Source organism: Lentibacillus daqui (assembly GCF_027186265.1).
Lineage (GTDB): Bacteria > Bacillota > Bacilli > Bacillales > Amphibacillaceae > Lentibacillus_C > Lentibacillus_C daqui.
On sequence record NZ_CP114176.1, the window covers coordinates 747,280 to 767,681 of the forward strand.

A 20,402-nucleotide genomic window follows, 5' to 3' on the forward strand; every position below is an offset into this window, starting at 1 on the left:
TCAATATGTCAGAAAAGTCTATTCACCTTCTCTTGTAGGGAGGAGATTCGAATAGACTTTTTTTATTTAGTTGTGATTTAGCCTGCGGTCCGAACACACCCCTATGAAGGGGCATCCATTCGGGCCACTCGGAGTATAAATAAAGCATTTTGTCTAATCAAAGCAACAATCTTTTAGAAAAACAGCCTTAACATAAAACACATAGAAAGAGGGATACGATGGCACAGGTTGGTGTAATCATGGGCAGTATATCGGATTGGGAAACGATGAAGCATACATGCAGTGTGCTGGATAGTTTGGCAGTTTCATATGAAAAGCAAGTGATTTCAGCGCATCGTACCCCAGATGAGATGTTCACATATGCCGAATCAGCTCGTGATCGTGGGTTAAAAGTGATTATTGCGGGTGCTGGTGGTGCAGCTCATCTTCCAGGGATGGTGGCTGCAAAAACGACTTTACCCGTAATTGGTGTGCCTGTAAAAAGCAATACATTAAATGGGGTGGACTCTCTCTTATCCATTGTGCAAATGCCTGGCGGGGTGCCAACAGCAACAGTGGCAATTGGCAAGTCTGGTGCTACCAATGCTGGTATTCTTGCCGCGGAAATAATTGGGGCATTTGATCAACAGATAGCAGAAAAACTTCAAGTCTATCGGGAAGATATGCAAACCAAAGTTGCGGAAATGAGGGATGATCTTGCCAAGGAATAAGGTGATTTTGCCACCTAAAACGATCGGTATTATCGGTGGCGGGCAATTGGGAAGAATGATGGCAATTGCAGCAAGGCATATGGGGTATAAGCTTGCCGTAATTGATCCAACACCAAATTGCCCGACTGCGCAAGTGGCCGATGAACAAATTGTCGCAGCTTATGATGACAGGGATGCGATTGAACAATTAACCAGCATCAGTGACGTGGTTACCTATGAATTCGAAAATGTCGATCTTCCTGCTGCCCAATATATTGCTGAACAAGGCAAGCTGCCACAGGGTTCAAAGGCATTGGAAATTACCCAAAACCGTGAAAAAGAGAAACAACAGATGCAAGAAGCCGGTTTACCTGTACCAGCATTCTCCATTGTCACGAATGCCGACGAATGTGAGAAAGCATTGGAAAACATGAAACTTCCAGCAGTCATCAAAACATGTCGCGGTGGCTACGATGGGAAAGGACAACGCAAATTAAGCACGGAGGCAGACAAACTAGCGGCGATAGATTTTGCGGCTAGGCATGGACATTGCATTATCGAGCAATGGGTGCCATTTGATAAAGAAATATCGGTAATATTCACACGCGCCGTTACAGGTGAGATAACATTTTTCCCAATCGCTGAGAATGTTCACAAGGATCATATTTTATATCAAACAACAGCGCCGGCAGCCATTAATGAACAGGTCTACAACAAAGCGATCGAAGCGGCCTCCAAACTGGCGGAAAACATCGGTATTGTTGGTACGTTTGCCATTGAAATGTTTGTGAAAGACGAGGATATTTTCCTCAATGAAATGGCGCCAAGACCACATAATTCCGGCCACTATACGATTGAAGGCTGTAATATTTCTCAGTTTGGTCAGCATATTCGAGCCATTTGCGGTCTGCCGCTAACACCAATAAAACTTGTCCAGTCAGCTGCAATGGTCAATATTCTTGGGGAAGATATGGCGCATGCGTTAACGGAAATGTCTACATTAAAAGCAGGATCGTTTCATTTATACGGAAAGGCAGCTGTCAAGGCAAAACGGAAAATGGGCCATGTGACGTTTACAGCGGATACGGTGGAAGAGGTTAGCCAATTGCTAAAGAAGTATAGGGGGCAGCGTGATGATTGATCGGTATACACGAGAGGAAATGGGGCGGATTTGGACGGAAGAGAATAAATTCAAAGCATGGCTGGAAGTCGAGATTTTGGCCTGTGAAGCCTGGCGTGAACTTGGTGTCATTCCGAGCGCAGACGTGGAGAAAATCAGACAGCATGCATCGTTTGATATTAGCCGGATTGATGAAATCGAACAGGAGACCAGGCATGACGTGGTAGCTTTTACCCGTGCGGTATCCGAGACACTGGGTGATGAGCGGAAATGGGTGCATTACGGATTGACTTCAACGGATGTGGTCGATACAGCGCTCTCTTATTTACTGAAACAAGCAAATGAACTCCTTCTACGTGACTTGGAACATTTGATTGCTGTTTTACGCGATAAAGCATTGGCACACCAGCATACGGTGATGATGGGCCGAACTCATGGCGTGCACGCAGAACCAACCACATTTGGCTTGAAGCTTGCGTTATGGTATGAGGAAATGAAACGTAACTTGGAACGGTTTAAGCGAGCTGCTGAGAACATTGCATTTGGTAAGCTTTCCGGGGCAGTGGGGACGTACGCGAATATTGATCCATTTGTAGAACGCTATGTTTGTGAAAAATTGGGTCTGACTCCTGCACCAGTATCGACACAAACCTTGCAGCGGGATCGTCATGCGGATTATGTGTCCACTTTGGCACTGATTGCAACATCAATTGAAAAGTTTGCCACCGAAATTCGTAGTTTACAGAAGACGGAAATGCGTGAGGTGGAGGAGTTTTTTGCAAAAGGACAAAAAGGCTCCTCAGCCATGCCGCACAAACGTAATCCGGTTGGCTCGGAAAATATGACCGGAATGGCTCGGGTGATACGTGGCAATATGGTCACCGCATATGAAAATGTCTCCTTATGGCACGAACGTGATATTTCCCATTCATCAGCGGAACGGGTGATTTTGCCGGATACAACGATTGCTTTGGATTACATGTTGAACCGGTTTTCATCGATCATCAAGCATTTGACCGTATTCCCGGAAAATATGAAACGAAATATCGATAAAACCCACGGTGTTATCTTTTCCCAGCGTGTTCTGCTTGCATTAATTGACAAGGGGATGACACGTGAAGCTGCGTATGACATTGTTCAGCCGAAAGCTATGCAGGCATGGGAGACGGAAACCCATTTCAAAACATTACTGGAGCAAAATGAAAACATCACAGATCTGCTGCCACCAGAAGAAATCGATGCTTGTTTCGTCTACACCTATCATTTGAAAAACATCGATCGGATTTTTGACCGCATCGGCCTAAAACGGAGGGAAGAACATGAAAGCGGAATTGTTGTATGAAGGGAAAGCGAAACAGGTGTACCGGGATACAGAGGCACCCGACCGGCTGATTTTAGCTTATAAAAATGAAGCAACCGCATTTAATGGAAAAAAGCAGGCGAGTTTTACCGGGAAAGGCCGATTGAATAATGAAATTTCAGCACGGATTTTTGCTTATCTTCATGAACAAGGTATCGAGACGCATTTTATCAAGAAGCAGAATGAAACGGAACAGCTTGTCCGACAAACAGAAATTATTCCACTTGAAGTGGTTGTCCGTAATCTCGCTGCCGGGAGCATCACCAGACGCCTGGGTTTGGAGGAAAAGACCAGCTTTACTCCTCCGATTGTCGAGTTGTTTTATAAAGATGATGCATTGAATGATCCATTAATAAATGATCAGCATGCACTACTTTTAGCCAGGATAACGGAATCTGAATTACGGGAAATCAAAGAAAAGGCCCTGACCATTAATGCAGCATTACAAGAGCTATTTCTTTCTATTAATCTGAAACTGGTAGACTTTAAGCTGGAATTTGGCCGTCTTGCCAGTGGCTGTATCATTTTGGCTGATGAAATTTCCCCGGATACATGCCGGTTATGGGATATCGATACCCAGGAAAAAATGGATAAGGATGTGTTTCGCCAGGGAACAGGGGATTTATTGGATGTGTATAACGTGATTTTACAACGACTGGAGGACAGAACATGAAAAAGGTAACAGTGCATATTACGTTAAAGCAAGGCGTGTTGGATCCACAAGGGAAAGCTGTCCAGACGTCCCTTCATTCGCTTGGATTCGATGAAGTCAGTGATACCCGGATTGGCAAATACATCGAATTTTATACAGAAGAACGGGCGGATCTAAAAGAACGGGTGCACAAGATGTGTGATCAGCTGCTGGCAAATCCGGTGATGGAAGACTATCATTTTGAAATTGAGGAGGCAGTAAACTCGTGAAATTTGCCGTGATCGTATTTCCGGGATCCAATTGTGACCATGACATGTATCATGCGGTGAAAGATGTCTTGAAGATGGAGGCAGACCTTGTTTGGTTTGAAGATTGTCATTTGGAAAACTATGATGCGATTCTATTGCCTGGGGGGTTTTCCTATGGTGATTATCTTCGTTCAGGGGCGATTGCAGCCGCCTCCAATTGTCTGCAGCAAATCAGAACACATGCCGCTGAGGGTAAACCAATATTAGGGGTGTGTAACGGATTTCAAATATTGCTGGAAGCGGGGTTGCTGCCGGGTGTCATGCTTCCCAATCAACATCTTGCTTTCATGTGCCATCAGGAAAAATTATCTGTCGCCAATCACACAAGTATGTTTACCAATCAATACGAGAAAAATGAAATCGTTCAATTCCCGATTGCACATGGGGAAGGAAATTATTTCTGTGATGGTGTAACGCTCAACCAATTAAAGCAAAATAACCAAATCGCGTTTACGTATCAAAATAACCCGAATGGGTCGGCTGCCGATATTGCAGGAATCCTTAATAAACAGGGGAATGTCCTGGGAATGATGCCTCATCCGGAGCGGGCTGTCGAGGCTTTGCTTGGCAGTGATGACGGATTAAAAGTTTTTCAGTCGCTGATCATGAATGGGAGGTTATCCTATGTTGCAAATGTCTGAGATCAGTCCCGAACAATTGGAAATCGATAAGCTTTACCTGGAAATGGGACTTAGTGAACAGGAATATAACATGGTCAAAGCGATCTTAAAGCGTCGGCCCAATTTTACGGAAACGGGTATTTTCTCGGTGATGTGGTCGGAACATTGCAGTTATAAAACATCCAAACCGTTGTTACAGCGATTCCCGACTAAGGCGGCAAATGTGTTACAAGGACCGGGTGAAGGTGCAGGAGTTATTGATATTGGGGATAATCAAGCGGCTGTATTCAAGGTAGAAAGTCATAATCATCCATCGGCCGTTGAACCGTATCAAGGTGCTGCGACAGGCGTTGGCGGAATTCTTCGCGATATTTTTTCCATGGGCGCGCGTCCGATTGCACTGATGAACTCCCTCAGATTTGGTAACTTGCGAACAGATCGAGGGAAATATTTGTTCCGGGAAGTAGTACGCGGAATTGCCGGGTATGGAAATTGTGTCGGGGTGCCAACCGTTGGCGGAGAGATTCAATTTGATGATTGTTATGAGGGAAATCCGCTGGTTAATGCCATGTGTGTTGGTCTCATTGATCATGATGATATTCAAAAAGGTGTTGCTAAAGGTATCGGAAACACAGTCATCTACGCTGGTGCCGCAACCGGACGTGATGGTATTCATGGCGCAACGTTTGCCTCAGATGATCTGGCAGAAGATGCAAATAAAGATCGACCAGCCGTACAAGTTGGTGACCCATTTATGGAAAAACTGCTGATTGAAGCATGTTTGGAAGTGATTCAGTCCGATGCTTTGGTTGGAATGCAGGATATGGGTGCTGCGGGCTTAACCTCATCGGCGAGCGAAATGGCCAGTAAAGCAGGTACCGGGATGGAAATGAATCTCGATCTCGTTCCACAGCGCGAATTAAATATGACTGCGTATGAACTGATGCTATCGGAATCACAGGAACGGATGCTGCTCGTTGTCAAACAGGGACGTGAACAAGAAATTATCGATATCTTTGCAAAATACGGATTACAGGCTGTTGCAGTTGGGCAGGTGCTTGCGGAAAAAACATTTCGGCTGACCCAACATGGGGAAATAGTAGCGGATATCCCGGTTGACGCCTTGGCTGAAGAAGCTCCTGTGTATCATATACCTGCCGATGTTTCGGCGTATTTTAAGGAATCCCAGCAAATGACCAATGAAATTCCTGAGGTCACGGATTATGAGGCGATGTTGAAGCGTCTGCTTAAGCAGCCAACCATCGCCAGCAAGGAATGGGTATATGATCAGTACGATTCGATGGTACAGACCAATACGGTTGCAGGCCCAGGATCCGGTGCTGCAGTGATTCGCATCAAAGGGACGGACAAAGCCCTGGCGATTACAACAGACTGTAATTCCCGGTATATTTATTTAGATCCAAATACTGGCGGAAAAATTGCGGTTGCGGAGGCGGCTCGTAACATTGTTTGCTCTGGTGCCAAGCCGTTAGGAATCACCGATGGGTTGAATTTTGGCAATCCGACCAAACCGGAAATTTACTGGCAGATGGAACAGAGTGTTGCTGGTATGAGTGAAGCATGCCGTACCTTAAAAACACCTGTTATTAGTGGAAATGTCTCGTTATATAATCAATCGAATGGAAAGGCTATTTTTCCTACTCCAGTGGTCGGCATGGTTGGGCTCATTGAATCGTTGAACTATATCACACCTAGCCGGTTTCAACAGCGGGAAGACACGATTTTTCTGATTGGGGATACCAAGGCTGAATTTGGCGGCAGTGAATTACAACAGGTATTAAAACGGGGTTATTCCGGAAAAGCGCCAACGATTGATTTAGTCATGGAAGCGAAACGCCAATACCAATTGCTTGATGCGATTCAAGCTGGTATCGTTCAATCCGCCACTGATCTGGCAGAAGGTGGGTTAGCGGTTGCCCTTGCCGAAAGTTGTTTTACCGGAGAAGGGTTAGGTGCCAATGTGTATTTGACAGGCGACATGACGGTTGAACTTTTTAGTGAAAGTCAATCCCGATTTTTGGTGTCGGTGAAGCAGGAGGATAAGGAACGTTTCAACGAACTGGTTGAAGATGCGGTGCAAATTGGTGTGGTAACGGGGGATCAAACATTCAACGTCATTGGCAATGGCAAACAGGTAATGGAAGCGGATGTGGAAACACTATGTGATTGTTGGAAAGGAGCTATTCCATGTCTGCTGAAATCAAGGGTATAAACGAGGAATGTGGTGTTTTTGGAATTTGGGGACATGAAAAGGTAGCAGAGCTCACGTACTATGGACTGCATTCGCTGCAACATCGCGGGCAGGAAGGTGCCGGTGTAGTCGTGAATGACGGGACCGCATTAACAGCACACAAGGGTCTGGGGCTTGTTAATGAGGTGTTTAAAGATGTGGATTTTTCCAGACTTTCCGGAATGGCAGCAATTGGTCATGTGCGTTATTCAACCCAGGGAGATGGCGGAATCGAAAATGTTCAGCCATTATTGTTTCGTTCACAAACCAATAGCCTGGCGCTTGCCCATAATGGCAATATCATGAACGCCCGCGAACTTCGTGGTCAGTTGGAGGATATGGGCAGTATCCTGCAAACAACATCGGATACCGAGGTGTTGGCGCACTTAATGAAAAGGGACGGTTCGTACCAGACAACGGCAACGATTGCCAATGCATTGAACCAGATTGTTGGAGCCTATGCGTTTGTCTTTCTTAACGAGGATAAAATGTTTGCAGCCCTTGATCCGAGCGGTATTCGCCCATTATCGATCGGGAAGCTTGGTGATGCTTATGTAATCGCCTCGGAAACATGTGCTTTTGATCAAATTGGTGCCAGCTTTGAACGCGAGGTGTTGCCGGGTGAACTTGTTACGATTAGTGATGATGGCGTGGAATCAGAGCGTTTTGCCACCCGTGAACAACGAACCTTGTGTGCCATGGAATATGTATATTTATCACGGCCAGATAGCAATGTGAATCGTGTGAATGTGCATGCTTCCCGAAAACGGATGGGAAGAGAGTTGGCCAAAGAAGCACCAGCTAATGCTGATATGGTGATTGGCGTACCGGATTCCAGCATTTCCGCTGCGATTGGCTATGCAGAAGAAAGTGGATTGCCGTATGAAATGGGGATTATCAAGAATCGCTATGTTGGCCGGACGTTTATTCAGCCATCCCAGGAATTACGGGAACAAGGCGTGAAAATGAAATTGGCTCCGGTCCGGGGAATTGTAGCAGGCAAGCGGATTGTGATGATTGACGATTCCGTTGTCAGAGGGACGACAAGTAAACGGATTGTCCGGATGTTGAAAGAAGCTGGCGCCAGGGAGGTCCATGTCCGCATCGCCTCACCTCCGATTCAGCATCCATGCCATTACGGGATTGATATGTCAACAAAAGGCGAACTCATTGCTGCGAGCCACGCGCCTGAGGAAATAGGTGACATTATCGGAGCAGACAGCATTGCCTACCTGGCCGAAAGTGGTCTGAAAAAAGCAATTGTCAAAGATAAGACGATTAACCAGGGAATTTGTACGGCTTGCATGAGTGGAGTTTATCCAGTTAAAAAGGGTCATTCGAAAAAAGAAGGAGTGGCGCCAATTGCCGATAAATTATAAGGACGCCGGAGTCGATGTAGAAAAGGGGTATCAGGCGGTTGAGCTAATGAAGAAACATATTGCCAAAACGAAGCGTAAAGAGGTGCTTGGTGATATCGGGGCATTCGCCGGTTTGTTTGACCTGAGCGGTTTTTCGTATCACGAGCCTGTACTGGTTTCTGGTACGGACGGGGTTGGCACCAAACTGAAACTTGCCCATCAACTTGGCATTCACCATACTGTGGGGCAGGATTTAGTTGCCATGTGTGTGAACGATATTGTCGCCCAAGGTGCCCAGCCACTGTTTTTCCTCGATTATATTGCCTGTGGTAAAAATGATCCGGACATGATTGAACAAATTGTCTCCGGTGTCGCAGCAGGTTGTGTCCGGGCAGAGGCGGCTCTTATTGGCGGGGAAACAGCGGAAATGCCAGGAATGTATGAAGCGGATGAGTATGATCTGGCTGGTTTTGCCGTTGGGATTGCGGAAAAATCCCAACTGATCACCGGCCAGTCGATCCAGCAAGGGGATTGTATTATCGGATTGCCATCAAGCGGCATTCATGCAAACGGGTTCTCCCTGGTGCGAAAACTTGTGGAGGATCTGGATCTTGCCAAAACATATGCCGGAATGACCAAGCCATTAAGAGATGTCCTGATCGAACCAACACGGATTTATGCCAAGCAGGTAAAAACCCTTATGCAAAAGGTGGAAATAAAAGGACTATCCCATATGACCGGGGGTGGATTTTTCGAAAATATTCCCAGGATGCTTCCTGCCGACTTAGGCGCTACGATCGATCCCAAGACATGGGAGCAGCCAGCGATTTTTTCCTTTTTGCAAGAGTTGGGAGAGCTGGATGACCGTGACATGTATGGGATCTTCAATATGGGTATTGGCATGGCAATGGTGGTCAGTGAGGATGAAGCAGCAACGGCAATTAAGATGCTACGTGAGCAAGGTGAGTGCGCATCATGGATTGGCCGGGTGACGGATCAAAAAGGAGTGCAGTTTGAACCATGTGTAAAGTGAAGGCGGCAGTGTTTGCTTCAGGAACGGGCAGTAATTTCCAAGCGATAGTAGAGCAGTCAATTGCAAATAAGCTATCCTATGAAATTGTGCTGCTCGTTTGTGATAAACCAGGGGCAAAGGTCGTCCGTTTGGCGCAGGAATATGGGATACCAGTATTTGTTTTTACCCCCAAGAACTATCCTGGTAAAGCCTTATACGAACAGGAAATTAAGAACAAGCTGCGAACATTACAGGTTGACTGGATTTTCCTTGCTGGGTATATGCGAATGATTGGTTCAACACTGCTTGATACTTATCCGGCGCGTATTGTCAATATTCATCCATCGTTTTTACCAGCATTTCCGGGTAAAGATGCAATCGAGCAGGCGTATAAGGCAAAGGTTGAGACAACTGGTGTAACGGTGCATTTTATTGATGCGGGAATGGACACAGGTCCGATTATCAAGCAGGAATCGGTAAGAGTTTACGAGAATGATACAGTAGAAACATTAAAGCAGCGTATCCAGCAGGTGGAACATACATTGTACCCAAAGGTGATTAATGCACTTGTAAGTAAGGGGGTATAAAAATTTATTAAAAGTGGTGAAATCGCTGATATACCATGGAAAAACGCTGATAGAACCATCAGAATCGCTGATATATGGACCAAAGTCGCTGATAGAACCACCAAAATCGCTGATAAACGAATTGGCTACATTTGTAAAGAAGCTGGGCGGGTACATGCAATAAATTTTATCGTAAAGTGGGGCGTTATTGGATGAAAAAGCGAGCGTTAATAAGTGTATCGAACAAAGAAAACATCGAAGCCTTTGCGAAAGGGCTAGTGGAACAGGACTATGAAATTATTTCAACCGGAGGAACCTTACGTACCCTTCATCAAGCCGGGATAGAAGCAACCGCTGTAGAAGAAATTACTGGTTTCCCGGAAATTCTCGATGGTCGGGTCAAAACATTACATCCGTTGATTCATGCAGGCTTATTAGCTAAACGGGACAATGCTGATCATCAAAACCAGCTTGAAGAACTAGCGATTAGGCCAATTGATTTGGTTGCGGTTAATCTGTATCCATTTAAACAAACGTTGGAGCGGGTGGGTGTTACCGAAGCAGAGATTATCGAAAATATCGATATTGGCGGACCATCCATGTTACGGGCAGCAGCGAAAAATATGGCAAATGTCGCTGTCGTGGTTGATCCGAATGACTATGAGGATGTATTACAAGCAATCAAGATGAATGCCTTAGATGAAACAAAGCGTAAACAGTTGGCCGCCAAAGTATTCCGCTACACAGCCAATTATGATGCGATGATTGCCGATTATTTTACAAATGAGCCTTATCCAGATGTGCTGACCAAGACCTATGAAAAGGTGCAATCATTAAGGTACGGTGAAAATCCACACCAAACGGCGGCTTTTTACAAGGATGTCCACCAAACAGCAGGAACACTTGCCGGCGCAAAACAGTTGCATGGAAAGGAATTATCCTACAATAACATTCAAGATGCGAATGCAGCATTGGAAATTATTGCTGATTATGATGAACCGGCGGCTGTAGCGGTGAAGCATATGAACCCATGCGGAATTGGTATTGGTGAAACGATCGAAACAGCATTTGCCAAAGCGTATGATGCGGATCCAGTCTCGATATTTGGCGGGATTGTTGTTTGTAATCGTGCCATTGATGCGAAGGTTGCTGAACCATTAAGCAAGATTTTTTTGGAAATTGTCATTGCTCCTGGATTTAGTGAAGATGCGCTTGAAATGTTGACAAGGAAGAAGAATATTCGCTTGCTGGAGCTGGACCTGGCAGATGGAGCGGTGAACAAGCAGAAGATTACTAGTGTGATGGGTGGCGTATTGCTGCAGGATTATGATCGTGGCGTTGTAAGTGCAGGTGATCTTACTTTTGCAACAGACCGAAAGCCGACCGAATCAGAATTAAAGCAATTACTGTTTGCCGAAAAAGCCGTTAAGCATGTCAAATCCAATGCAATTGTACTGGCAAAGGATAATCAGACGATTGGCGTTGGTGCAGGACAAATGAACCGGGTTGGTGCTGCGAAAATCGCGATTGAACAAGCGGGAGAAAAGACTAACGGCGCGGTCATGGCTTCGGATGCCTTTTTCCCCATGCCAGATACAGTAGAAGCGGCAGCAGAGGCAGGCATTACAGCAATCATACAACCGGGTGGATCAAAACGGGATCAAGATTCGGTTGATGTGTGCAACAAACACGGAATTGCCATGGTTTACACAGGAATGCGCCATTTCAAACATTAATGAGCGCAGGAGTTGATCGGGCAAGGATTAAAGTTGATCGAAAACAAGAGGAAGTTGATCGGGCAAGGACCAAAGTTGATCGGGAAAAGGTCAGAGTTAATCCAAGAAAAAGGGAGCGTTCAGATGAATATATTAGTAGTCGGCCGTGGTGGACGAGAGCATTCCATTGTGATGAAATTGGCTGCAAGCGAACAAGTGACTAACCTTTATGCAGCTCCCGGAAATGGTGGTATCGCACAACAAGCAACGTGTGTGGACATTGATGAAATGGATATCGACCGGTTGATCATGTTTGCCAGGGATAAGCAGATTGATTTAACGATTGTTGGCCCGGAAAATCCGCTTAACGCTGGAATTGCCAATCGATTTCAAGAAGTGGGTTTAGCGATCTTTGCACCGACAAAAGAAGCTGCATTATTAGAAGGCAGCAAACAGTTTGCCAAACAATTTATGGGGAAATACAACATTCCTACGGCCGCACATGCTACATTTGCCGATGCAAAACAAGCGAAACAATACATTATCGAACAGGGAGCACCAATTGTGGTCAAAGCGGATGGACTTGCTGCTGGTAAAGGTGTGGTGGTTGCTGAGACAGAAGCGCAGGCAATAAAGGCTGTCGATGATATGCTCATTTCGCGGACGTTCGCCGAAGCAGGAGCCACGCTTGTCATCGAGGAATGCCTTGTCGGAAAAGAGTTCTCACTGATGGCGTTTGTTCATGAAGGAAATGTCTACCCCATGCTTCCCGCCCGTGATCATAAACGTGCCTTTGATCATGACAAAGGGCCGAATACAGGCGGGATGGGCGCTTATGCACCGGTTCCTGATGTCACAGATGAGGATCTTGCGTATACATATCGGGAAATATTAAAGAAAACAGCTGACGGATTAGTGAATGAAAGACGTCCATTTACCGGAATTTTATATGCTGGTTTGATGATGACTGCTGACGGCCCTAAAGTCATTGAATTTAACACTCGGTTTGGAGACCCGGAGACACAAGTCGTCTTGCCCTTATTGAAGAATGATCTCTTGCAAGTTATACTGGATGTCATACATGGACGGAATCCAACGTTAACATGGGAAGAAAATTTCTGTGCCGGGGTTGTGGTTGCTGCCCAGGGTTACCCGGACAGCTATGAAAAAGGTATCACCTTGCCCGACATTGTCACTGATGAACATGTATTTGTCGTGCATGCAGGCACAAAACTTGCTGCAGGTTCGTACCAATCAGATGGTGGCCGGGTATTGCTTGTCGGCAGTAAACAGGAAACACTTGATGGTGCTGCGAATCACGTATATCACACCCTGACAACAACGAACTTGTCTGATCAATTTTTTTATCGAAGCGACATTGGTAAGTTAACAACTCGGACAATTTGATTTGGTATGCCAGACACCAATATCCTATAGTGAGGGGGGGCTGAGATTTGGGATCAGCCCTTCATTTGTTTTTTAGACAATGAAACTGTCATAAAATGTTCACTGTATTTAATAAAACTTTACATTATGAAAGCGGATTATATGGTAAAATAGAGGAAACAGATAAATGGAGAGTTGTTACATGCTGGAAAATGGTTATTATTGGAGAAATCGGGAAATGCGTAAACATGTTGCTGTAATCGAGGGGAAAGTGGCACCAAATCTTGTGTTAACAAATGCAACGTATTTAAATACATTTACCAAACAGTGGTTACAGGCAAATATTTGGATTTTGGATGACCGGATTGTTTATGTTGGGGAGAAGCTTCCGGAAAAACAAACGAAAACGGAAATCATTGATTGCAGTGATTACTATCTTGTACCAGGTTATATTGAACCACATGCACACCCATTTCAATTATATAGTCCTGATAAGCTGGCTAATCATGTGGCGAAGTTCGGTACGACAACATTGATCAATGATAATCTGATGTGGAATTTCTTGTTGGACAAAAAGAAAGCGTTTTCCTTGTTGGATGAGTTTAATAAACTGCCTGTTTCCATGTACTGGTGGGCTCGTTTTGATTCACAAACGGCTTTGCAGGATGAAGAGGTCTTTTTCAATAGTGAAGATGTGCTTGATTGGCTATCACACCCAGCGGTTATTCAAGGGGGGGAATTAACTTCCTGGCCAAATCTGTTAGCTGGTGACGATAGACTGCTATATTGGATACAGGAAGCTAATCGGAATGGGAAACCCGTAGAAGGGCATTTCCCTGGGGCTTCAGAAAAAACGCTCACCAAAATGAAGCTGCTGGGGGTTGCGGCAGATCATGAAGCAATGACAGGAGCAGAGGCGATCAATCGGTTGCAATTAGGGTTCCAGGTGGGGCTAAGACATTCCTCGATCAGGCCTGATTTGCCAAGACTTTTGGAAGAAATGCTTGCCGAAAACATACCGTCATTTGAACATGTGACCATGACGACGGACGGGGCCACACCAGCATTTTACGAAAATGGGATGATGAATGTATGCCTGGAAATTGCAATTCAGAAAGGCGTTGCACCGGAAGAAGCGTACAGTATGGTCTCTCATAATGTGGCAATGCATTATCGTTTAACAGATGAATTGGGCTGTATTGCACCAGGAAGGCTCGCCCATATCAATATTTTAGCAAAGAAAGACAACCCGCATCCGGTCGGGGTATTAGCCAAGGGTCAATGGATTAGGCGGAAGTCAGATGGGGAAACAATAGCTCCCCGATTCGACTGGGAAAAATACAACGTTGGTCCGTTAAACCTGGATTGGAATTTGCAAATGAGTGACCTGCAGTTTTCCATCCCAATTGGACTGGATATGGTAAATGACGTCATTATCAAACCATACGCGATTGAAACAGATGTTACCCTTGATACAATTCCTGATCGCTGTAATGATTCATTTCTATTACTGATCGACCGGAATGGGAAATGGCGGGTAAACACTGCCTTAAGAGGATTTACCAACAAATTGGGAGCTATCGTAAGTTCCTATTCTACAACTGGTGATATTGTATGTATTGGTAAAAGTAAACAAGATATGCTTACAGCCTGGAATCGTTTGAAAAAAATAGGCGGAGGAATTGTGCTTGTCCACCAAGGAGAAATTTTGTTTGAATTGCCACTGGCCCTTGGAGGAATCATGTTCGATGGCAAAATGGAGGATTTAATTGAGAAGGAAAAACAGCTGAAAAAACATTTAAAGGAATTCGGCTATCCATATGACGATCCTGTGTATTCCATCCTTTTCCTATCCGCAACCCATTTGCCGTATATTCGGATAACACAGCGTGGCATTGTTGATGTGAAAAAACGGGAGGTACTTTTTCCGGCAATCATGCGTTGATGGATGATTGCTGGAAGATTTTTTAACCTGGCTGGATTTTGGCCGCGGCAATTATCCCTATGCATTTCCCATTACGTGTTATAATGAGTGTAGAAGGTATTTTACTATAATTCCCGAATTAAAAGACAGTTGACATTTCAAACGAATAAATGACAGGGGGTTGCAGTCAACGTGCAAATTGATAAATTACGCGGGGAACAGTTAGATCAATTATTTGATGCGATTTTGTCGCTGCAAGATCGCGAAGAATGCTACCGCTTTTTTGACGACATCGCAACAATGTCAGAAATCCACTCGATTGCCCAGCGCTTGCAAGTTGCCAAAATGCTGATAGAAGGGCAGACTTATCATGTGATAGAAAAGGAAACAAAAGCATCAACAGCCACCATTTCCCGGGTACGAAGGTGCATTAACTTTGGCAATGACGGCTATAAAATGGTGCTGGATCGAACATCAGGTAAAACAAACGAAGACTAGGAAAATGTCGTTACCCTATGAAGGGAGCGGCATTTTTTTATTGGACGAGGGGATAGGCACCTTGTCCCACACCAAAAGCTGGAATTTATGCTGAGTGTGGGCTGCAAGGGAAAGGAGATGAAGGCTGCATCAACCCACCCCGTACAATATCGACCGTGGATCGAGCATATCAACCAAATCGGGTAAAGTATCGACCCTGAAGCGGTCATATCAACCAAATCCGGCAAAATATCAACCTTAAAACGAAGCTATCAACAAAAATTGAAACAATATCAACCCATAAGCGTGACCGTTGTCATAGCCATTTTATTTTAATGTTATCTCCATCCACTCCCCCTTGGTCTGTCAGCATAATCCTCAGTTCCATTGTAAAGTTGGCCAGACGAACCGCCCCAATGTCTCGCTGGAAAATAGACTAATAGTATGATATAATCCGCTTAACTATTTTGAGAATTTTTACATATGGATGGGGGAAACGTGAATGAAGCGATTGCTGTTGTTGATTGCAATGATTGGTATGATTGGTTTGGCAGCCTGTAGTAGTGATGATTCTGCGGGAAGTGAAGGAAAAGCTGGATCTGATGGAGAGAAAACATATACGGTTGGTGCAACGCAAATTGTTGAACATCCGTCTCTTGATGAGGCATACAAAGGATTTAAGGATGCGCTTGCCGATGCCGGGCTGAACGTAGAATATGATTTTCAAAGCGCCCAGAATGACCAAAATAATGTCAAACCGATTTCAGATGGTTTTGTTGCAGATAATGTCGATCTGATTTTTGCCAATTCAACACCAAGCGCCCTTGGAGCACTGCAAGCGACAAGCGATATTCCAATTGTGTTTACATCGGTAACGGATGCTGTAGATGCCGGGCTGGTAAAATCAATGGACGAACATGAAGGAAATATTACCGGAGTTGTCGACCTTCATCCGGATGCCATTAAAGAGACGGTGAAGTTTATCAGTGACAATTTTTCGGATGCAAAAGTAGGCATGATCTATAATGCCGGAGAACAGAACTCGGTTGCCCAAATTAAGGCAGTCAAAAAAGCAGCAAAAGACACCGGGCTTAGCATTGTGGAGCGAACAGTAGCCAACTCTTCAGAAGTACAGCAGGCCGCTACAACGCTGGTTGATGAGGCAGATGTGTTCTATATCATTACCGACAATACCGTTGTTTCCGCATTGGACAGTGTTGTTGGAGTTGCAAACGATCAGGATATCCCACTATTTGTTGGTGAACCCGATTCATTGGAAAAAGGGGGATTTGCGACGTTCGGTATTGATTATCACACGATTGGTTACCGCTCAGGCGAAATGGCTGCGGATATTTTAACCGGGAAAAAGGAAGCAAGCGATTTTCCTGTTGAATACCCACCGGAAATTCAACTGTTCATTAATAAGCAAGCAGCAGAAGAACAAGGTGTAAAATGGAACGACAAATGGGACGATGCAGCAGAATTTGTTGAGACGAAATAACTTCATTTAGTGGGGTGTTCTTCCCCACTAAATGTTAGTTGACCATTATGGGGCGGGCCCGAACGAATGCGTGACAAACTTATGGAAAGAGCCAGGTTAACTCCCAGAGAATGAAAGGAAGAAAACGATGATTATATCCATGTTTGGTGCTGTTGAATCCGGTGTCATCTATGCAATAATGGCATTAGGGGTATATTTGACGTTTCGGGTGCTTGATTTTCCCGATTTAACGGTTGATGGAAGTTTTGTTACCGGTGCGTCTGTTGCAGCTGTCTCGATTATGAATGGTATCCCGCCAATTCTGGCAACTATTTTTGCCGTTATTGCCGGCCTTATTGCTGGATGTATCACCGGCATATTGCATACAAAGGGAAAAATTAATGCACTATTATCCGGAATCCTGATGATGACCGCATTATATTCGATTAACTTACGGATTATGAAGCAGCCAACCCTGTCCATGTTAAATGAAACAACGATTTTCACCCAATTGAAATCAGTATGGGACGGAACAGGTATCGATGATTTTTTAAATGGCATATTATCCATGTTGGGAATGACCAAATTTCCGGCAACATGGGCTATTATTTTAGTGATGATCGTTGTGACACTTGGCATAAAATTAATAACGGATTTCTATTTAAAGACAGAGGTGGGTCTTGCATTAAGGGCGATCGGGGATAATAAAAAAATGATCCGCAGTTTATCCGCAAATACCGATTCATTGACAATTTTCGGTGTTGGCCTTTCCAATGGGCTTGTTGCATTATCTGGCGGACTGTATGCACAGCTTGGCGGGTTTGCCGATGTGAATATGGGAATCGGGATGATTGTCATTGGCCTTGCCTCCGTCATCATTGGGGAAGCATTATTTGGCACTAAAACCATTTCCAGAACAACATTGGCAGTCATTGGTGGTGCGGTAATTTACCGAATCATTGTCACCTTGGCACTACAGGTTGAATTCCTGGATACAGGTGATATGAAATTAATTACGGCCTTTATTGTTGTTATCGCATTGGTTACCCCAAAATTGTTGCAAACAAGAAGAGAAAAGAAGCGCCGTTTACAAAAACGAAAGACACTCCATCATGAAGAGGTGGCGTAAAGAATGCTAAAATTAAGTAATATTTCCATGACATTCAGTGAAGGGACACCAGATGAAAAGAAGGCACTGCAATCATTTGATTTAAATTTGGAAAAGGGCGACTTTGTTACTGTTATTGGCAGTAATGGTGCGGGAAAATCGACGTTAATGAATGTGATTTCCGGTGTGCTTATTCCGGAAGCAGGCGATGTGGTGATTAATGGGAAACCGGTCGGTCATTTGCCAGAATATAAGCGATCCGCAATGATTGGTCGTGTGTTTCAAGATCCCATGGCAGGAACAGCGCCTTCCATGACGATAGAGGAAAATTTGGCGATGGCTTATTCCCGGAACAAAAAACGGAAACTAAGAATCGGTGTAACGAAGAAGCGAAGAACGGTGTTTAAAGAATATTTGCAAACATTAAACTTGGGATTGGAAGATCGGTTAACAGCAAAGGTTGGGTTGCTTTCCGGTGGGGAGCGACAGGCACTTTCGTTGTTAATGACGACTTTTACTGAACCAGATATTCTCTTGCTTGATGAACATACTGCAGCACTGGACCCATCCCGCGCAGCATTAATTACAGATTTGACCGAAGAGGTTGTCCAAAGTGCCAGATTAACAACATTAATGGTTACCCATAACATGCAACAGGCGCTTGATCTGGGTAACCGATTAATAATGATGGATAAAGGGCAGATCATTTTAGAAGTAAGTGGAGAAGAAAAACAGAAATTAACGATTGAAGATCTGTTACATGAATTTCAGCGAATTCGTGGGACACAATTTGAAAATGATCGTGCTGTTTTAGGCTAGATAACTTTCTCACCATCTAGTTAACGAGACCTGAGACTCGATCAACTTTTAGGTGCTTTAGATCAACTTTATGCCAGATTCGATCAACTTTTATGCGTTTTGGATCAACTTCATGCTAGGTTCGATTAACTTTCATGTATTTTGGATCAACTTCATGCTAGGTTCGATTAACTTTTATGTGTTTTGAATCAACTCTATGCTAAATACGATCATCTTTTTCAGCGGTCTGCAGCAAACAGAGGGTGCAACCTGTCTGACCCACTGGACCGCTGCCTCAATGCAGATAACTCTCGTAGCTTTGAAATATGTTTGATTATTTGATAAATGATTGTGAAAGATATTACTCAATGTAGCAATCGGGCCATTTTGAGAGGAGAGGCGGAGTTTTATGAATAAAATTATCCTAATTGGTTCGGGCGGCTCGGGGAAATCAACTTTGGCCAGACAGTTGGGGGCCAAGCTAAATTTAAAGGTATATCATTTAGATGCGCTATTTTGGAAGCCAAATTGGGTAGGTGTTCCAAGGAATGAACAAAGGGGGATACAAAATGAGTTAGTCAAAAATGAAAAATGGATTATTGATGGAAATTATGGTGGAACGATGGATATTAGGCTTAATGCGGCAGATACAATAATCTTCCTTGATGTTCATCGAACCATCTGTGTTTATCGTGCTTTTAAAAGAATGTTGCAGTACAGAAATAAAACTAGACCAGATATGGGAGAAGGCTGCGAAGAGAGGTTTGACTTCGGCTTTCTAAAATGGATATGGAATTATCCGAAAGCCAAAAGACCAGAAGTATTAAAAAAGCTAGAGCAATTTTCTACTGAAAAACAAATTATCATTTTAAGATCACCTAAGCAAATTCAAAAGTTCTTGGAAAAAGCATAATAATTTTGTGTCATATTCCACAAAAGGGCGCAAGAATTGAATAACGATGGACTTTCTAATAACAATCCATTTGTTCAAAAGAGGATTGTACAAGAAGGTGATTCAGGCGATTTTACAGAATATTATCTTCATCAGATGATATGGTGGTGTACCTTATGGACGTAATTTTAGAGAAAGCTACAAATGATGATGCACAATCTATTTTTGATATGCAAGTTAAGGCTTTTATGCCACTGTTAGAAAAATATAAGGATTATGATACAAATCCTGCAAACGAAACCATTGATAGAGTTTTTAAAAGAATAAATAACCCTAATGGTGGGTTTTACAAAATATTAGTTGATAATATTCTTGTAGGTGCTATTTGTGTAATCAGGAAAGAGAGCGTACATTGGATAAGCCCAATGTTTATTCTTCCTAAATACCAAGGTAAAGGTATAGCGCAGAAAGCTATCATTTCAGTTGAGAAAATGTTTATCAAAGCTACTAGTTGGGAATTAGCTACAATTTTAGAAGAAGAACGTAATTGTTATCTATATGAAAAAATGGGCTACATCAAAACAGGTGTTATTAAGAAATTGGACGAAAATACAACCCTTATATTTTATAAAAAAATTGTTAAATAGTTTTAGATTATTCAAGAAACTAGGTGCAGTAATGGAATA

At 43.9% G+C, this 20,402-nt stretch carries 19 protein-coding genes; all 19 read left to right on the forward strand.

The genetic code is table 11. The annotated features are described in order from the left end of the window. Positions 1-218: 218 nt before the first annotated feature. Positions 219-710 (forward strand): 5-(carboxyamino)imidazole ribonucleotide mutase, encoded by a 492-nt coding sequence (purE, locus tag O2S85_RS04030; RefSeq protein ID WP_269411430.1) that lies wholly within the window; start codon positions 219-221, stop codon positions 708-710. Next, on the forward strand, positions 697-1,830 hold the full coding sequence (purK, locus tag O2S85_RS04035) for a 5-(carboxyamino)imidazole ribonucleotide synthase (RefSeq protein WP_269411431.1): 1,134 nt from the start codon (positions 697-699) through the stop codon (positions 1,828-1,830). Before purE ends, purK begins: the two co-directional genes overlap by 14 nt. Next, the gene (purB, locus tag O2S85_RS04040) at positions 1,823-3,151 is read left to right on the forward strand and encodes an adenylosuccinate lyase (RefSeq protein ID WP_269411432.1); all 1,329 of its coding nucleotides are present in this window, start codon (positions 1,823-1,825) and stop codon (positions 3,149-3,151) included. The genes purK and purB overlap by 8 nt, the downstream gene beginning before the upstream one ends. Further along, positions 3,129-3,842 carry a phosphoribosylaminoimidazolesuccinocarboxamide synthase gene (purC, locus tag O2S85_RS04045; RefSeq protein ID WP_269411433.1) on the forward strand — a complete coding sequence of 238 codons (714 nt, stop codon included), beginning with the start codon at positions 3,129-3,131 and terminating at the stop codon, positions 3,840-3,842. Before purB ends, purC begins: the two co-directional genes overlap by 23 nt. After that, positions 3,839-4,090, forward strand: coding sequence for a phosphoribosylformylglycinamidine synthase subunit PurS (purS, locus tag O2S85_RS04050; RefSeq protein WP_269411434.1), 252 nt, complete (start codon positions 3,839-3,841; stop codon positions 4,088-4,090). The genes purC and purS overlap by 4 nt, the downstream gene beginning before the upstream one ends. Further along, on the forward strand, positions 4,087-4,770 hold the full coding sequence (gene purQ / locus O2S85_RS04055) for a phosphoribosylformylglycinamidine synthase subunit PurQ (RefSeq protein WP_269411435.1): 684 nt from the start codon (positions 4,087-4,089) through the stop codon (positions 4,768-4,770). Before purS ends, purQ begins: the two co-directional genes overlap by 4 nt. Next, positions 4,754-6,982 (forward strand): phosphoribosylformylglycinamidine synthase subunit PurL, encoded by a 2,229-nt coding sequence (gene purL, locus O2S85_RS04060; protein ID WP_269411436.1) that lies wholly within the window; start codon positions 4,754-4,756, stop codon positions 6,980-6,982. Before purQ ends, purL begins: the two co-directional genes overlap by 17 nt. Beyond that, positions 6,958-8,379, forward strand: a complete 1,422-nt coding sequence (gene purF, locus O2S85_RS04065) for an amidophosphoribosyltransferase (protein ID WP_269411437.1) — start codon at positions 6,958-6,960, stop codon at positions 8,377-8,379. Before purL ends, purF begins: the two co-directional genes overlap by 25 nt. Continuing rightward, the gene (purM, locus tag O2S85_RS04070) at positions 8,363-9,391 is read left to right on the forward strand and encodes a phosphoribosylformylglycinamidine cyclo-ligase (RefSeq protein ID WP_269411438.1); all 1,029 of its coding nucleotides are present in this window, start codon (positions 8,363-8,365) and stop codon (positions 9,389-9,391) included. The genes purF and purM overlap by 17 nt, the downstream gene beginning before the upstream one ends. Next, the gene (purN, locus tag O2S85_RS04075) at positions 9,379-9,957 is read left to right on the forward strand and encodes a phosphoribosylglycinamide formyltransferase (RefSeq protein WP_269411439.1); all 579 of its coding nucleotides are present in this window, start codon (positions 9,379-9,381) and stop codon (positions 9,955-9,957) included. Before purM ends, purN begins: the two co-directional genes overlap by 13 nt. Positions 9,958-10,148: 191 nt before the next feature. Next, complete coding sequence (gene purH / locus O2S85_RS04080) at positions 10,149-11,672, forward strand: bifunctional phosphoribosylaminoimidazolecarboxamide formyltransferase/IMP cyclohydrolase (RefSeq protein WP_269411440.1); 1,524 nt, start codon at positions 10,149-10,151, stop codon at positions 11,670-11,672. Positions 11,673-11,795: 123 nt separating this feature from the next. Then, positions 11,796-13,058, forward strand: coding sequence for a phosphoribosylamine--glycine ligase (gene purD, locus O2S85_RS04085; protein ID WP_269411441.1), 1,263 nt, complete (start codon positions 11,796-11,798; stop codon positions 13,056-13,058). A 181-nt stretch (positions 13,059-13,239) separates the two neighbouring features. After that, entirely contained in the window at positions 13,240-14,982 is a 1,743-nt protein-coding gene (locus O2S85_RS04090; RefSeq protein ID WP_269411442.1) for an adenine deaminase C-terminal domain-containing protein, read from the forward strand. Positions 14,983-15,153: 171 nt separating this feature from the next. Further along, positions 15,154-15,459 carry a YerC/YecD family TrpR-related protein gene (locus tag O2S85_RS04095; protein WP_269411443.1) on the forward strand — a complete coding sequence of 102 codons (306 nt, stop codon included), beginning with the start codon at positions 15,154-15,156 and terminating at the stop codon, positions 15,457-15,459. Between the two features lie 481 nt (positions 15,460-15,940). Beyond that, positions 15,941-16,939: an ABC transporter substrate-binding protein gene (locus O2S85_RS04100; RefSeq protein WP_269411444.1), complete on the forward strand. Its 999-nt coding sequence runs from the start codon at positions 15,941-15,943 to the stop codon at positions 16,937-16,939. A 127-nt stretch (positions 16,940-17,066) separates the two neighbouring features. After that, complete coding sequence (locus O2S85_RS04105) at positions 17,067-18,047, forward strand: ABC transporter permease (protein ID WP_269411445.1); 981 nt, start codon at positions 17,067-17,069, stop codon at positions 18,045-18,047. A gap of 3 nt (positions 18,048-18,050) precedes the next feature. Beyond that, on the forward strand, positions 18,051-18,845 hold the full coding sequence (locus tag O2S85_RS04110; RefSeq protein WP_269411446.1) for an ABC transporter ATP-binding protein: 795 nt from the start codon (positions 18,051-18,053) through the stop codon (positions 18,843-18,845). A 388-nt stretch (positions 18,846-19,233) separates the two neighbouring features. Further along, the gene (locus tag O2S85_RS04115; RefSeq protein ID WP_269411447.1) at positions 19,234-19,737 is read left to right on the forward strand and encodes a DNA topology modulation protein; all 504 of its coding nucleotides are present in this window, start codon (positions 19,234-19,236) and stop codon (positions 19,735-19,737) included. 155 nt (positions 19,738-19,892) lie between these two features. Continuing rightward, positions 19,893-20,363, forward strand: a complete 471-nt coding sequence (locus O2S85_RS04120; RefSeq protein ID WP_269411448.1) for a GNAT family N-acetyltransferase — start codon at positions 19,893-19,895, stop codon at positions 20,361-20,363. The last annotated feature ends 39 nt before the right edge of the window (positions 20,364-20,402 follow it).